This is a genomic window from Desulfobulbaceae bacterium DB1, from assembly GCA_001914235.1.
Lineage (GTDB): Bacteria > Desulfobacterota > Desulfobulbia > Desulfobulbales > SURF-16 > DB1.
The window spans coordinates 101526-115963 of record MQUF01000008.1 but is presented as its reverse complement, the minus strand read 5'-3'; the positions used below and the strand labels follow the sequence as shown (position 1 = coordinate 115963).

Annotated in this window: 14 protein-coding genes; 6 read left to right on the top strand and 8 right to left on the bottom strand. The window is 54.1% G+C overall.

Annotation, left to right across the window (positions count from 1 at the left end; translation table 11 throughout):
- Window positions 1–20 precede the first annotated feature (20 nt).
- The 4 genes from BM485_09635 to BM485_09620 all read right to left on the bottom strand — a co-directional run bounded on the left by BM485_09635 (window position 21) and on the right by BM485_09620 (window position 2797).
- Window positions 21–287, bottom strand: a complete 267-nt coding sequence (locus BM485_09635) for a hypothetical protein (GenBank protein ID OKY75227.1) — start codon at window positions 285–287, stop codon at window positions 21–23.
- Window positions 288–290: 3 nt separating this feature from the next.
- Window positions 291–542: a toxin-antitoxin system antitoxin subunit gene (locus BM485_09630; protein OKY75307.1), complete on the bottom strand. Its 252-nt coding sequence runs from the start codon at window positions 540–542 to the stop codon at window positions 291–293.
- A gap of 154 nt (window positions 543–696) precedes the next feature.
- Window positions 697–2040, bottom strand: a complete 1344-nt coding sequence (locus BM485_09625; GenBank protein OKY75226.1) for a hypothetical protein — start codon at window positions 2038–2040, stop codon at window positions 697–699.
- 145 nt (window positions 2041–2185) lie between these two features.
- Window positions 2186–2797, bottom strand: coding sequence for a hypothetical protein (locus tag BM485_09620; protein OKY75225.1), 612 nt, complete (start codon window positions 2795–2797; stop codon window positions 2186–2188).
- 136 nt (window positions 2798–2933) lie between these two features.
- On the opposite strand from BM485_09620, the gene BM485_09615 reads away from it, so the two are divergent.
- The 3 genes from BM485_09615 to BM485_09605 are packed head-to-tail and all read left to right on the top strand — an operon-like array spanning window position 2934 to window position 5138.
- Entirely contained in the window at window positions 2934–3470 is a 537-nt protein-coding gene (locus BM485_09615; GenBank protein OKY75224.1) for a peptidylprolyl isomerase, read from the top strand.
- A 1-nt stretch (window position 3471) separates the two neighbouring features.
- Window positions 3472–4092 carry a formylmethanofuran dehydrogenase gene (locus tag BM485_09610; protein ID OKY75223.1) on the top strand — a complete coding sequence of 207 codons (621 nt, stop codon included), beginning with the start codon at window positions 3472–3474 and terminating at the stop codon, window positions 4090–4092.
- A gap of 2 nt (window positions 4093–4094) precedes the next feature.
- Complete coding sequence (locus tag BM485_09605) at window positions 4095–5138, top strand: molybdopterin-binding protein (protein ID OKY75222.1); 1044 nt, start codon at window positions 4095–4097, stop codon at window positions 5136–5138.
- A 212-nt stretch (window positions 5139–5350) separates the two neighbouring features.
- Here BM485_09605 and BM485_09600 read toward each other — a convergent pair whose 3' ends face one another.
- The gene (locus BM485_09600) at window positions 5351–6376 is read right to left on the bottom strand and encodes a polysaccharide deacetylase (protein OKY75221.1); all 1026 of its coding nucleotides are present in this window, start codon (window positions 6374–6376) and stop codon (window positions 5351–5353) included.
- Between the two features lie 37 nt (window positions 6377–6413).
- Window positions 6414–7262, bottom strand: coding sequence for a hypothetical protein (locus tag BM485_09595; protein ID OKY75220.1), 849 nt, complete (start codon window positions 7260–7262; stop codon window positions 6414–6416).
- Here BM485_09595 and BM485_09590 point away from each other — a divergent pair.
- Together BM485_09590 and BM485_09585 are read left to right on the top strand one after the other, a co-directional pair.
- Window positions 7261–7545 (top strand): hypothetical protein, encoded by a 285-nt coding sequence (locus BM485_09590; GenBank protein OKY75219.1) that lies wholly within the window; start codon window positions 7261–7263, stop codon window positions 7543–7545. The genes BM485_09595 and BM485_09590 overlap by 2 nt on opposite strands.
- A 250-nt stretch (window positions 7546–7795) precedes the next feature.
- Entirely contained in the window at window positions 7796–8281 is a 486-nt protein-coding gene (locus tag BM485_09585; GenBank protein ID OKY75306.1) for a hypothetical protein, read from the top strand.
- A gap of 59 nt (window positions 8282–8340) precedes the next feature.
- On the opposite strand, the gene BM485_09580 is transcribed toward BM485_09585, so the two are convergent.
- A complete protein-coding gene (locus BM485_09580) occupies window positions 8341–10326 on the bottom strand; it encodes a DNA topoisomerase IV (protein ID OKY75218.1) in 1986 nt (661 codons plus the stop codon).
- Between the two features lie 83 nt (window positions 10327–10409).
- Window positions 10410–12239 carry a DNA topoisomerase IV gene (locus BM485_09575; GenBank protein ID OKY75217.1) on the bottom strand — a complete coding sequence of 610 codons (1830 nt, stop codon included), beginning with the start codon at window positions 12237–12239 and terminating at the stop codon, window positions 10410–10412.
- 425 nt (window positions 12240–12664) lie between these two features.
- On the opposite strand from BM485_09575, the gene BM485_09570 reads away from it, so the two are divergent.
- Window positions 12665–14437, top strand: coding sequence for an oligoendopeptidase F (locus BM485_09570; protein OKY75216.1), 1773 nt, complete (start codon window positions 12665–12667; stop codon window positions 14435–14437).
- Window position 14438: the final 1 nt, after the last annotated feature.

Sequence of the window (14438 nt, the reverse complement as noted above, 5' to 3'; positions counted from 1 at the left end):
TTGAATTAAAGCGGAAAATTTTATGGAAGATTTTTGTAAACGTCTTTTCTGTGGCCGATCTTTACAACCAAAACAACAAGCCGATCTCCCCGGATTTCATACACAATGCGATAATCACCGGTTCTCACTTTATGAAAATTGTTATCCCCCTTCAATTTCGTTGTGGCCGGGTCAGGAAGGTTATTCCCGAGTTCTTCAATCTTTTTCTTAATGCGCAACAACTCACGTTTTGGGAAAAGCTGAATGGCTTTCAAAACACCGGGGCGAAACTCAACAGAGTATTTCATGAATCACAGACCCAGATGTTTCCAAAATTCTTGGGCTGGAATGTTTTCTCCCGGTTCAGCAAGTGCTTTTTTCGCATCCTCAATGTCGATATAGTCTTCAATTTGCTGAAGCAATTCAAGCTCCTCAATGGAAATCAATGCGGCGATCCCCTGCCCTCGCCTGGTCAAAACAACAGGTTCTTTGCCGTAGGCAACCTTGTTGACAATATCAGCAAAATTTTTTCTCGCATCCGCGGTAGAAATTGTAGTAGTCATAAGAGAAGTCCCCCCCCAAGTAGAAAAATCCATGTACAAATTGTACAACATGTACCTCGTCTTGTCAAAACAATCCAACATCGGGGCCTTAACGGGAAAACTCATCGGCTGAAGGAGAGATGCTGCGATTTGCGGGTAATAGTGAGAAAACCAATCAGGCTTCTAAAATCTCCTTCAACCGGCCGGAGAACAATTCCAGGGCCTGCCTGCTTGCCGGTTCCGATTCCAGGCCATTCTCTTCCAGGCATTCATCGATCGACTTGTCCAGTTTCTTGATCTGCCAGTAAAGCTCGTTCTGCATGAGCTCCACCTCGCACAGCTCGTGCAGCGGCACCTCGGAATGGTCCTTGCCCAGTTTGTGCAGCCAGTCCATGAAGCTGTCGGCCAGCAGGCCGGAGGAATAAATCATCTGGGCCAACGGCTGGGTCACCTTCCACAGTTTCATGGCGCATTTTCTTTGGTCCTTGTAACGTGCCGTCATCTGCACCATGGGTTCGAGAATGGCCAGCATTTTATTGAGCTGCAGGCCCCGTTTCAGCAGATGGGCGACATACCGGGACGTGGTGTCGAAGGGGTTGACCGCCGTCGGACTCAAGCCGGATTTTTTCAGAACGGCGCACATGGCTTGATACACCGACTGAAAATGGATGGTGGCGTTCATGTGCAGATAGGGCAAGGCGTCACGCAGGATACGCCCTGTCTTTTCAAACTGGTTGATGCGGATTGACTGCATGCTGTCGGCCATGGCGACGATCTGCCCCAGCACGGTGAGGTTTTCTTCCGTTTTGCCCACCGGGTAGCCGCTGCCGTCGCAGCGTTCATGGTGTTCAAGAACAGCGGTGGCCACGCTGGGATGAAGCGTGCGCATGGAGGCCAGCACCATCCTGCCGACCACCACATGGCTCTGGATGGCCCGCCATTCTTCCGGGGTCAGGGCCTCCCGCTTGTTGAGGATGTCCGGCGAGACATTGAGCAGGCCGATATCATGGACCAACCCGGCGATGAAGGCGTGCGCCACATATTGGGTTTCAAGGTGCATCTCATAGGCGATCAGGGCCGCCAGCCAGCCGCAGAAAAGCGACTTGTCGTATTCCTTCGGCATCTGCTTCTGGAGAACGGTCAGCTTCTGGAAGAGAATCGGGCTCAGCTTGATCTTGGCCAGCAGATTATCAAAAGGCTTGTCAAAATAGTTGCGGACATGGATCTGGTGCAGGTCCTGGTATCGTGCCAGCAGGGCCTCGATATCGGCTTGCAGCTTGGCCTGGGTTATGGACTCCCCCAGACGAACCTGCTCCTCCAGGGGATTTTCCAGGTTATGGCCGAGAATTTTTCGCGCCACATCGTTATTGATGCGCATTCCCTTGGGAACAATGAGCACACCGTTTTTATTGTAGATGTCTTCGGTGGAAACGACATCCATCTGCTTGTTGACATCTGCCAGGTGAGAGGCATAATAATTCTGCTTTCCGGCAATATCTTCTATTGATTCCTGAGTCATCAAGGTTCCCTTTTTCTTGGGGGATTACGGATTGCGGAATGGGAAATGGGAAGCGGAACATGAAGCCCTCCCCGCTTCTTTGGGAGAAAAGACATATTTAAGAATATCGAAAAGAAAAAAGCAATTCAATATCTCAAAAAATAAATTATTTCGCCTGTCTATCAGCTGTTGCCGGTTGTTTCAACCAGATCGGCAGATCGGGGTGCAGCCTGCGGAAACGGGGATCACCATCAATCTCCGTGCTCATCTTGCGGTTGGCGATGAGCACGGCCCCCGGTTTCATTGTCTCCTCGATCATTTTCTCGAATTTCCTTTGGCTGTCGCCGTCCGACAGGGGGCGGAAATAATAGATGACATCAAAACGCCGATAGCCGTCAAACCGCCACAGGTCATCCCGGCTTACCCGATCGTCTCCCAGCAGTTTTCTGGCGATGCGGTACGGGTATTCATCCTTTTCAAAGCCATAGACGTCAAATTCCATCTGCTCGGCAAAAAGCATGACATTGCCGATACCGCAGCCGATGTCAAGCAGGGTGAATGGGCCCTGGCCCGGCCTGTTTTTTTTCAGGAAACGCGCGACGAAAAAAAGCTGGTCGAAAAGCTGGCGGGTGTCCATGGGCACAAAGGGATACTCCCCCTTGGTGTCGTTTTGCGAATATTTTTGGGAATCCGTGGTGTAAAAACCGATGAAACGGTTGATGATGCCGAAATAAATATCGCGGATCTCCTCTTCCTCGCTCAGTTGCGGAAGGTCCATGGGATGCTCCTGCTATTTATACCCCGCTTGCACGCGGTCCTTGGTTGAAATAATACCGTATATGGGCTATATGTTTTTTTTTGGAAGCCAACCGAAGAAACTACTCAACTTTTCAATAGAACAAAAGGATTAAATCATGTCTGAAAATCAAATTATCGCCAAAATGGACACAACCAAGGGAACCATCAGCATCATCCTGTACGCCGACAAGGTGCCGCTCACCGTGGCAAGCTTCGTCAACCTGGCAAAAAGAGGCTTTTACGACGGGCTCAATTTTCATCGGGTGATCAATGATTTCATGATCCAGGGCGGCTGCCCCCTGGGCACCGGCACCGGCGAACCGGGCTACCGTTTCGAGGACGAATTCGATCCCGAGCTGATTCACGACCGCCCCGGCAAACTCTCCATGGCCAACGCCGGACCGCGCACCAACGGCAGCCAGTTCTTCATCACCCATGTCCCCTGCCCCTGGCTGAACGGCAAACACGCGGTGTTCGGTTCGGTTGCCGGTGAGCAGGACATGAAGGTGGTCAACGCCATTGCCCAGGGCGACAGGATCAACTCGGTGACCATTGAGGGCGACACCAGTGCATTGTATGAGAAGATGCAGGATCGCATCGACCAGTGGAACAAGGCGCTGGATCTGAACCATCCCCATCTGAAAAAGGCATGAAATGACCTCCCCTGCCGCAAAACCGCTGACCGAAACCACCTTTGAGGAGCTGCTGGCGGAGTCCACCCGCATCCACGGTCATATCTGCGCCGGTCAGGTGATCGGGGTGCGGATGGCCATGATCGGCCTGCGGGAAATCGGCATCACCGACCCCAGGGGCAGCCAGCGCAAGAGCCTCTATGTGCTGGTTGAAATCGACCGCTGCGCCACCGATGCCATCCAGTCGGTCACCGGCTGCTGCCTGGGGAAACGATCGCTGAAATGGCTTGATTACGGCATCATGGCCGCCACCTTTGTCAATCTGACCTCCGGCCGGGCGGTACGGGTCACGGCGCGGGAGGAATCCCGCGAGCTGGCCAAAAAATACGGGCCGCTCCTTGGCGACAAGTACAAGCAGCAGCTGGAGGCCTACCGGGTGATGCCGGAGGAGGAACTTTTTATTGTGCAGCAGGTTGCAATCAGTCTGCCGGAATGCGACCTGCCGGGCAGGCCGATGAAACGGGTGCAATGCCAGGAATGCGGCGACTGGGTGCAGGACTGCCGCGAGGTGGAACGGGACAACCGCATTCTTTGTAAAAGCTGCGCCTTCGGGCGTTATTATCAGCCGCTCGCGCAGGTGTAACCATGCCGGCAAAAACAATCCCGGTGGAGCAGGCGGTGGGCATGGTCCTGCCCCACGATATCACGGAAATACGACAGGCCTCGGAAAACGACCGGTCGTTCAAGGGACCGGCCTTCAGAAAAGGGCATATCATCCGGGCCGAAGACATCGAACACCTGCGGCGCCTGGGTAAGGAGCATATCTATATCCTCACCCTGGACGAAGACGAGATCCACGAAAACGAGGCGGCCCGGCTCATCGCCGATGGCCTGGCCGGCGAGGGCGTTGTTTTTTCCGGGCGGCCGGTGGAAGGAAAACTGGGTCTGCTTGCCGCCCATGACGGGCTGCTCAAGGTGAACATCGATGCCCTGTATCGCTTCAATCTGCTGGGTGAAGTGATGTGCGCCACCCTGCATGACAATACCCCGGTGAAAAAGGGGGAACAGGTCGGGGCCACCCGGCTCATTCCCCTGATCGGCAACCGCCGGACGGTGGAGGAAGCGGCGAGGATTGCCGGGGAGTCCGGCGGCGTGCTGTCGGTCAGGCAACCCCGCCGGGCCAGGGCCGGACTGGTCATTACCGGCAGCGAGGTTTTTTACGGTCGCATCAAGGACGCCTTTGAGCCGGTGCTGCGCGAGAAACTTGCCAAACTCGGCTCCGAGGTGAAGAAGGTCTGCTTCGCGCCTGACGATGTCGGGTTGATTGCAGGCGAGATCAAGGCCTGTCTGGATGACGGGGCTGATCTCATCGTCACCAGCGGCGGCATGTCGGTTGACCCCGACGATGTCACCCGGGCCGCCATTGCCGAGGCCGGGGCGGTGGATATCTGCTACGGCACGCCGGTATTGCCGGGCGCCATGTTTCTGTCCGGCAGAATCGGCGAGGTGCCGGTGCTGGGGCTGCCGGCTTGCGGCATGTTTCATCGCATTACGGTGTTTGATCTGATTCTGCCCAGGGTGCTGTGCGGCGAGAAAATCACCAGGGCCGATCTGGCCCGGTTGGGCCATGGCGGGCTGTGCCGGACATGCAAGAACTGCACGTATCCGGTGTGCGGGTTCGGGAAATAAACGGCTGGTCTTAGTGGTCCGGCTGGTCTGATTGGTCGGACTGGTCTTACCAGAGCCGTAGGCCGGCAATCCTTTGCCGGCTGGTTGTGCCGGTTTCTTTTTTTTGTCGGCATGGGAATGCCGACCTACCACCAGTCCCGTCAGTCCGACCGGCAAGACAAGTGAGACCGGCAAGACAAGTCCGACCAGTAAGACAAGTCGGACCAGTAAGACTAATCCACCACCATCCAGGTACGGAAGGCGAGACGGCCCGAGTCCTTTTCCTTGCCGCTGACGGTAATCCTGGTGATGCGCTGCGGCAGCGGCCTGTCATTGTCAATGAAAACGAAATTGCCGTCGATCCTTGCCTTGTGCCAGCCGAGCCCGGTGACGTAAATCCCCAGTGTTTCCTGCTTGTAGCGTTCCGGATAAAGCAAGGCGGCGCCGAATCTCCTGATCACCTTCTCTTGCCGGGGGGCGGGGCGGGGCTCCATGGCCGTAACCGGCATGTCGACCCGCTCCAGCACCTCTTCAAAATGGGCCATGGTGGACCAGTCGTTGCCGAGAATGGGCTCACGGGGTATGAGCATGACATCCGTTTCCGGGCTGACGGAACCGGGGTCCTGACTCAGGATGGCCGCATACCCCATGGCTTTCGCCTCCTCAAGCACCGTCGTATCATACAAGCCGTAGGGGATGGAGAAAAATTTCGGCTTCTCCCCCAGTCGCTCGGTCATGATATCAAACCCTTTTTGCAGATCGTTTCTGATCCAGGACCGGTACCCGGCATCATCAAGCCCCTTGGGCCGGTCGACCAGCCGGGAATGGGAATAGGAATGGTCCTGAAAATCGACCCCGGCCTTGCGCAGCTCGCGAATTTGCTCCCAGGTCATAAAACCCTTGTATTTTTCCTCCACGCCCTGCGCATAGACAAAAACTGTGAAAGGATAACCGAATGACTGCAAAATCGGCCAGGCCACCTCGTAAACACTGCGATAGGCGTCGTCGATGGTGATGACCACCGCCTTTTCCGGCAGCGGAGTGTGGTGTTCAAGGGCACTGACCAGATCGGCCAGGGGAATGACCTGGTAATTATTCATCATCAGATAGGCGAGCTGTTCGCGGAACCGTTCCTCGCTGACGTTGGTGGTGGGATATCTTGCCTCGCCGAAGCGATGGTAGATCAGCACCGTGACACCCGGGCCTTTTTGAGCGGCGAAAAGCGCGGAAGGAGCCGCGACAAAAAAGAGAAACAGCATTATGTATAAAAGACAACATGCTGAATTGCTGTTCTTTTTACATCTTTGCATTTTTCGCCACATGAAGCTGGACAAGTCTCATGGCCTCGGTGGTATCGGTATCGAATTCGGCGGAAAGCGCCATTGTGTCAAATTTCTGCAGCTTATTGGAAACGATGACCTGCTTCAGGTCATTGATATAGGAATTACGACGCTGCGAGTAGTAAAGAAGGCCATCGGCAAGATCAATGGAGCTGCCGGTGCGGCTGCGCATATCCCGGAGATCGGCGTAGGCGGGCAGCCGGTTCAGCATGAGCAGGTAGGCCCGCACCGATTCGAGCAGGGATTCATAGACCGCGACCTTGTGGGATGCGCCCTCTTCCCGTTCATTCGGGGTTATGCCCCTCTCCCCCCAGGTCCAGATGCCGAAGAGATTGTTCCCCTCCCGGCAGAAACGGGAGCTTCCCCAGGATGATTCGATGGCCCCTTGCGCCAGAATCAAGCTGACCGGCAGCACATCGATGCGGCTGAGCAGCACTTCCTTGGATGTCGTGCGGTATTTGCGGCTGAGATGCTCCAGGATCTCGATCTCGTCATCACTTATTTCCCGGGGCCAAACCGTCTCATCGTCAAAAATCAGGTTGTCGTCACTGTTGTTAAGTTTGGCGACAATGGACTGCAGCGCCAATTTTTCCTGTTCAACCTCATTCAAGGCGATAAGGCTGATGGGCAGCATGGTGTTGATAAAGGCCTTTTTCTTCGTTGCAACATCGAGTTTTTTCATATCCTCGGGCAGGTTGCCGAAAAGGACCGGAGGAACGGGGGCGGTCTCGTCAATATCCCACAGTTTGCTGTTCTGCAATTTTTCCAGCAGTTCATTGGTCGATTCAACCTTGAGAATCGGCATGTTCTGTGTCGCGGTAATTGACGGAACCCGTTTTTCCACAATATACAAGGAGGGGGAACGGGTGAACAACAGAACAAGCAACAGCGAGAGGGCGCAGGCCCCGACAACGGAGCTGGCCGTCACGATCCTGTTCGCCAGACGTATTTTTCCTGCCGACCCCGGGAAGTTTACCGGGGAAACGGGAGACACGCTGCCCGATGATGAATGGCCGGCGAAGGAGCTGCTGTATAACTCACCGGAAATAAATGACTTTTTGTTAAGCATCATGATAAACCTGGCTTAAATTTTGGCGCACTATAAATGGTGAGTTTTGAAAAATCAAATCGTTTTTCCCGATGAATTGTGTCCCGGGATCTCTCACGTTGTAAAAAAAAGTGAAACAGAGTAAAGAAAGGAAGTGTAATTCTGGTGGTTTACTTATTTTTAACCTGGAGGGATAAATGATGTACCGACTGCTTGTTTTTTTTCTGTTGTTGTGCCTGCCGCTGTCCGCTGCCGCTTCCGATGCCTCGTCCCAAAAAAATAATATACTGATGGAAACGACGATGGGCACCATCAAAATTGAACTTTTTGACGACAAGGCCCCGGTCACCTGCGCCAATTTCCGCCAATACGTGGCGGAAGGTTTCTTCAACGGCCTTGTTTTCCACCGGGTTATTCCGGGCTTTGTCATTCAGGGAGGGGGATTTGAGCCGGGATTGAAGAAAAGAATCACCCGCGCGCCCATTGTCAACGAGGCGGACAACGGCCTGAAAAACAGCCGCGGCACCCTTTCCATGGCGCGCACCCAGGACATTTACAGCGCCACCAGCCAGTTCTTCATCAACGTGGCGGACAACAAAAGCCTTGATCACCGGGGCAAAACCCAGGCCGGCTTCGGCTATGCGGTTTTTGGCCGGGTGGTGGAGGGTATGGATGTGGTTGATAAAATCGTTGCCACACCCACCGGAACAGTGGGCATGTATCAGGATGTGCCGAAAACCGATATGGTGATGCTGAAGGTTTATGAGGAAAAATAGCGTCCCGTCCCGGCCGGACCCCGTGGGAAACGGGGTCCGGAAAACTCCGTTCCCGCAACTCAGAACAGCGGCCTCACCTTCGGCTCCTGCTCCTCTACCTTTTCCTCTTCCTCGTTTTTCCTGTCAACCAGTTCATTTATCTTGCGCACCGGCCGGGTTGAGACCCGTTTGCCCTTGGCCGCGGCATTTTTCGTCAGGAATTGCTCGAAGTCGAAATCCTCGTAATTCTTTTTCGCCCTTTTTGACGGTTTGTAATGAATGCGCACCTTGCCGCCATCGCCCAGGGAAAGAAACTGCATGGTCGACTTCTTGTTGCCGCCGAAAAGGTGGTATTCCTTTTCCAGAATGAACTTGGGACATTTGAACCGTTTGATATAGCTCATATCTTCGTCGGCATCCCGGTAGATGACGTTGAAAACGAGCTTTTCGTCGACAACCCCGCACCAGGAAAGTTCGGAGCCGACAAAAACCTTGTCCGCCACATTGATGACCTTGTAGGTGCCGTCCTGGAAGATGAGCAGTATCTTGTCATATTCGGAACAGGCGAAAGAGCGGTCACAGTCGGTTTTGACCCCATGGCCGAGAAAGCCGCTTTCCCGATGGTAGCCGACGGTGAGATTGCAGAGAGCGACCTTGCGCGCCTCCACTTCGGTAAAGGTGGAGATCTCGGTGCGGCGGGGATAGAGATGGCCGTAGGTGTCGAGCAATTTATCCAGGTAGCGCAGGGTGTAAGCGACCACGTCCTTCAGGTTTTTCTCCACCTGACGGATGGCGCTTTCCGTTTCCTTGATGTCGCGGCGTTTTTTGTCGATGTCATAGCGGGAGATGCGGCGGATACGGATTTCCAGCAGCCGTTCAATGTCCTCGCGGGTGACGTCCCGCACCAGCCTTTCCCGGAACGGGGCAAGGGAGTGATCAACGGTTTCCACCACCAGCTTGTAGCTCTCGCACTCCTCAATCTGCTTGTAGAGCCGCTCTTCGATGAAAATCTGTTCCAGCAGATGGGCATGCAGTTTTTCCCGCAGCCGGTCGAGGTCGATGCGTAACTCCCGCTCCAGATCATTTTTAAGATTTTCCGTGTTTATCCGGAGAAGCTCGGAAACGGAGATGTTGACCGGCCGGTTATCGGCAATAGCCGTCAGATTGGGGCTGATGGAGACCTCGCAATCGGAAAAGGCGTACAGCGCCCTGATGGTGTCCTGGGCATAGAGTCCGCGGGCCAGCTTGATCTCCACCTCCACTTCCTCGGCCGAGTAATCATTGATGGAGATGATCTTGATCTTTCCCGTCTTGGACGCCTTTTCAATGCTGTCCATCAGGGACTGGGTGGTGGTGGTGTAGGGGATTTCCTTGATAATGATGGTTTTATCGTTTTTTTCCTCGATCCTGGCCCGGCATCTGATCCGGCCGTTGCCGTCATCGTAGCCCGAGACATCGATGCGGCCGCCCTGGGGAAAATCCGGAAAAAGCTGGAACGGTTCACCCTTGAGGATCTTCTTCTGGGCCTCGAGCAGTTCGCAGAAATTGTGGGGCAGGATCTTGGTGGCCATGCCGACCGCGATTCCGTCCGCCCCCTGCAGCAGAAGCAGGGGCAACTTGCTGGGCAGCACCACCGGTTCCTTGTTGCGGCCGTCATAGGAATCGACAAATTCGGTCAGATCCTTGTTGAACAGGGTCTCCCGGGCAAGGGGGGTGAGACGGCATTCGATGTAACGCGCAGCCGACGGGCCGTCGCCGGTGTAGATATTGCCGAAGTTGCCCTGCCGGTCGATGAGGTATCCCTTGTTGGCCAGATTGACCAGGGCGCCGAAAATGGACTGGTCGCCATGGGGATGGAGCTTCATGGTTTCGCCCACCACATTGGCCACCTTGCTGAAGCGACCGTCGTCCATGTTGAACAGGGTCTGCATGATGCGCCGCTGCACGGGTTTGAGCCCGTCGGTCACGTCCGGAATAGCGCGTTCCTTGATGACATAGGAGGTGTAATCAAGGAAATTATCGTCGAACAGCTTATGCAGGGAACCGTAATCAGTAAGATTTTCCATTAGTTGTCGTGGGGGTCGGATAATGATTTTTTGAGGAAATCATGATGAAGTCGTGCGCGGAGTCCGCAATCCCAAATCCGCAATCAAACGAGATAGTTCATGATGTACTCCTTGCGCTCCGGAGTGTTCTTTCCCATATAAAAGGAAAGAAGCAGGGGCACATCGGAAAGCCGGTCAATATTTACCTGCTGCAAGCGCATGTTGTCGCCGATGAACTGCTTGAACTCCCTGGGGGAAATCTCGCCGAGTCCCTTGAAACGGGTAATCTCCACCCGCGCGTCGTTCTTTCCCCTGCCCTTCAGTTCTTTTTCCGCTTCGGCTTTTTCCTTTTCGGAATAGCAGTATCGGGTCACTTTCGTGTTTCGCACCCGGAACAGCGGGGTTTCCAGGATATAGACATGCCCCCGCTTTACCAGGTTTTCAAAAAAGGTGAGGAAAAAGGTCAGCAGCAGGTTGCGGATATGCAGGCCGTCCACATCGGCGTCGGTGGCGAGAATCACCTTGTCGTAACGGAGCCCGCCCACCGATTCCTCGATATTCAGGGCCCGCATCATATTGTACAATTCCTCATTCTTGTAAAGCAGGGTCATGGCCTGGCCGCAGACGTTCATCGGCTTGCCCTTGAGGGAGAAAACCGCCTGGGTCATGGGATCACGGGCACTGACGATGGAACCCGAGGCGGACTGCCCCTCGGTGATGAAAACCATGTTCTCCCGGCCCGTCTGCGATGGATTGTCTTTGCTCGGATGGTACTTGCAGTCTTTCAACTGCGGAACCCGGATGGCGACTTTCTTGGCCTTGGCCTTGGCCTCCTTGCGCACATCCTGCAGCTCCTTGCGCACCTTTTCGTTCTGCTGGATCTTGTGGATCAGGACTTCGGCAACATCCTTTTCCTTGTAAAGATAGTCGCAGACAACCTCCTTGACCCGGTTGACGATGAAGCCGCGAATTTCCGTGTTGCCCAGTTTGTTCTTGGTCTGCGATTCAAATATCGGGTCCTTGATCTTGACCGACACCGTGCCGATCACCCCTTCCCGCACATCCTCGCCGGAATATTTCTTGCCGGTGAAGTCATTGACCCCTTTCAGGATTCCCTCGCGAAAAGCGGAAAGATGGGTGCCGCCTTCGTTGGTATAGGTGCCGTTGACAAAGGAAAAATAGCTTTCGCCGTAGCCGTCGGAGTGGCAGAAGGCAAATTCCAGGGTTTCATCCTTATAGTAGATCGGTTCGTAGAGACGGCTTTCGTCAATCTCGTTGGCGAGCAGATCAAGCAGTCCGTTGGCGGAGAAAAAACATTCCTTGTCGAGGTAAAGCTTCAGCCCGGCATTTAAGTAGGCGTAACGCCACAATCGCTTACGGACGAAATCGAGATGAAAGGAAAATTCCTCGAAATGGCTGCTGTTGGGCAAAAATTCGACCAGGGTGCCGTTTTTCTCGTTTGATTCCCCTTCCTCCTGGCTCTGCAGGATGCCTTCGCTGAACACGGCCCGGGCAAATTTGCCCTCGCGGAAGGAGGTGACGGTGAAATCCCGGGAAAGGGCGTTGACCGCCTTGGTGCCGACCCCGTTCAGGCCGACGGAAAACTGAAAAACATCGGTGTTGTATTTGGCGCCGGTATTGATCACCGAAACACACTCCACCAGTTTGCCCAGGGGAATGCCGCGGCCGAAGTCGCGCACTTTCACCCGGCCCTGCTCATCAATGGCAACGGTAACCTTTTTCCCCGCCCCCATGATGAACTCGTCCACCGCGTTGTCGATCACCTCTTTCAACAGGATATAAATGCCGTCGTCCGGGTGGGAGCCGTTGCCGAGTCGACCGATATACATGCCGGGACGGAGCCGGATATGCTCCAGGGAACTCAGGGTCTTTATTTTTGATTCATCGTAGGAAACGGATGTTGCTGATGACATTACATTCGGGATGGTTCAATCAAATTTTGTTGGTTAAAAACGATTCTTCCGCAATCCGGCGATAACGAATTACATTCTATATCTCGCTTTGGGGATGGCTGCAACCTTATTTAAAAATCATTTTTTTTCGTATAAAAAAACATTGCCTATCCCGCTGGTTACGGTAATGTTGTTTGAAATTCAGCCCGGCAACGGAATCGGCTCCAAAGGTGTTATATGAGCAGAAGGTACCGCCACTTCAAGTACTTTAGGCACTTTAGGCACTTTTCTCGAACCGCGATTCCGGTATCAAAGTCAAATCTGCCTGGATCAGGTTGTCTGAATTTATTGCCTGTGCGAACTCCGAGTTTCATGCAGTCTGCCGGAAACAAATCTCGTCGTCACATTTCATTTTCTTTACATAATAATCTGAAGGAACCCCCAGCATGTCGGAAAATTTAAATAACCAGCTTGGCACCACCGAGGTTCTCTGGAATCTCAAGGACCTTTACCAATCCACTGATGATCCGGCGATTCAAGACGATATCGCCTTTTGCCGGGAGGAAGCGACCCTTGTCAGGGAATCCTTTGCCGGCAAACTGGCGGAGCTCTCGCCCGCTGTTTTTGCCCGCCTGGTGCGGCGTCTTGAACGAATCGACACCTTCATGGCCAGGATTTCCACCTTTGCCTTTCTCAATTTCACCACCCAGATCAAAAAACCGGAAGCCGGCGCCTTTCTTCAGGAAATCAGGGAGGTCAACAGCAGTATTTCCCGGGAAACGGTTTTCTTTGAGCTTGAATGGAGCAAAATGGACCAGGAAAGCGCCCAGGTTTTTCTTGATTCCGAGGAAATACGGCATCATCTTCATTATCTGCGGAATATCAGGCGTTACGCAAAACACATGCTGAGCCGGGCGGAAGAAACGCTGCTCATCGAAATTGCGCCGGTGGGCAGGGGAAGCTGGACCAATCTCTTTGAAAAGGTGCTGGGTCATCTGCAATTCGGCGAGAAAAAACGGACGGAAGAGGAGGTGCTGTCCGATCTCTACAATCCGGAACGGCAGGTACGCGCTAAGGCGGCCGACGAACTGACCGAGGGGCTGCAAAGCCAGATGCACATTCTTACCCACATCTTCAATACCCTGCTGGCCGACAAGATGATCGGCGACCGCTTGCGGGATTATCCCTCCTGGATCAACTCCATGAACCTGTCCAACGAACTCGAGGACAACACGGTGCAGGTGCTGATCGACGCGGTGACATCCCGTTACGACATCGTCCAGCGTTATTACAGGGTGAAAAGGGAGCTGCTGGGGCTGGACGAACTGAAGGATTTCGACCGCTACGCCCCCCTGCCCCATCTGCCCTCGGTCACCATCGGCTGGCGGGAGTGCCGGGGCATGGTGCTCAGCGGCTTCCGTAATTTTTCTCCGAAAATGGCGGAGATCGCCTCATTCTTTTTCGACCGCAACTGGATTCACGCCCCCATCGGCGATGGGAAACGGGGCGGCGCCTTTGCCCATCCCTGCGTGCCGGAAGTGCATCCCTATGTCATGGTCAATTACACCGGCAACGTCCGCGACGTCTCCACCGTGGCCCACGAACTCGGTCACGGCGTTCACCAGTACCTGGCCGCCAAACAGGGATACTACAACAGCAACACGCCGCTCGTGCTCGCGGAAACCGCCTCTGTTTTCGCCGAACTGCTCATCTTCCATGACCAGTTGGCAACCTTGACCGACCCGGAGCAGCGCAAGGCCTTCATCTGCCAGAAGCTTGAATCGATATTCGCCACTGTTTTCCGCCAGGTTTCCATGAACCGATTCGAACACCTGTGCCACACCAGCCGCCGGGAAGAAGGGGAGCTGTCGACCGAAAAGCTCAGCGAACTGTGGTTTGCCACCCAGCATGAGATGTTCGGTGACTCGGTCACCCTGAGCGACAACTATCGTCTCTGGTGGTCCTACATTCCCCATTTTCTCCATTCACCCGGCTATGTTTACTCCTATGCTTTCGGTGAATTGCTGGTGCTCGCCCTCTACAAACTGTACAAGAACGAAGGCGGAGATTTCATCCCCAAATATCTGCATCTGCTCGCCCAAGGGGGCAGCCTCTCCCCTTATGAACTGCTCAAACCCTTCGGGGTTGATCTGGATGATCCCAACTTCTGGCTGGGAGGGCTGTCGTTGATTGATGAAATGCTGCAAGGCATCGAGTAAC

Bases quoted from the DNA above. Each gene is read 5' to 3' on its own strand.
- BM485_09590 (OKY75219.1), top strand. From the start codon at position 7,261: ATGTTCTGTGTCGCGGTAATTGACGGAACCCGTTTTTCCACAATATAC.
- BM485_09585 (OKY75306.1), top strand. From the start codon at position 7,796: ATGGAAACGACGATGGGCACCATCAAAATTGAACTTTTTGACGACAAG.
- BM485_09575 (OKY75217.1), bottom strand. From the start codon at position 12,239: ATGTCATCAGCAACATCCGTTTCCTACGATGAATCAAAAATAAAGACC.
- BM485_09625 (OKY75226.1), bottom strand. From the start codon at position 2,040: ATGACTCAGGAATCAATAGAAGATATTGCCGGAAAGCAGAATTATTAT.
- BM485_09595 (OKY75220.1), bottom strand. From the start codon at position 7,262: ATGCCGATTCTCAAGGTTGAATCGACCAATGAACTGCTGGAAAAATTG.
- BM485_09630 (OKY75307.1), bottom strand. From the start codon at position 542: ATGACTACTACAATTTCTACCGCGGATGCGAGAAAAAATTTTGCTGAT.
- BM485_09610 (OKY75223.1), top strand. From the start codon at position 3,472: ATGACCTCCCCTGCCGCAAAACCGCTGACCGAAACCACCTTTGAGGAG.
- BM485_09580 (OKY75218.1), bottom strand. From the start codon at position 10,326: ATGGAAAATCTTACTGATTACGGTTCCCTGCATAAGCTGTTCGACGAT.
- BM485_09605 (OKY75222.1), top strand. From the start codon at position 4,095: ATGCCGGCAAAAACAATCCCGGTGGAGCAGGCGGTGGGCATGGTCCTG.
- BM485_09600 (OKY75221.1), bottom strand. From the start codon at position 6,376: ATGCTGTTTCTCTTTTTTGTCGCGGCTCCTTCCGCGCTTTTCGCCGCT.
- BM485_09615 (OKY75224.1), top strand. From the start codon at position 2,934: ATGTCTGAAAATCAAATTATCGCCAAAATGGACACAACCAAGGGAACC.
- BM485_09570 (OKY75216.1), top strand. From the start codon at position 12,665: ATGTCGGAAAATTTAAATAACCAGCTTGGCACCACCGAGGTTCTCTGG.
- BM485_09635 (OKY75227.1), bottom strand. From the start codon at position 287: ATGAAATACTCTGTTGAGTTTCGCCCCGGTGTTTTGAAAGCCATTCAG.
- BM485_09620 (OKY75225.1), bottom strand. From the start codon at position 2,797: ATGGACCTTCCGCAACTGAGCGAGGAAGAGGAGATCCGCGATATTTAT.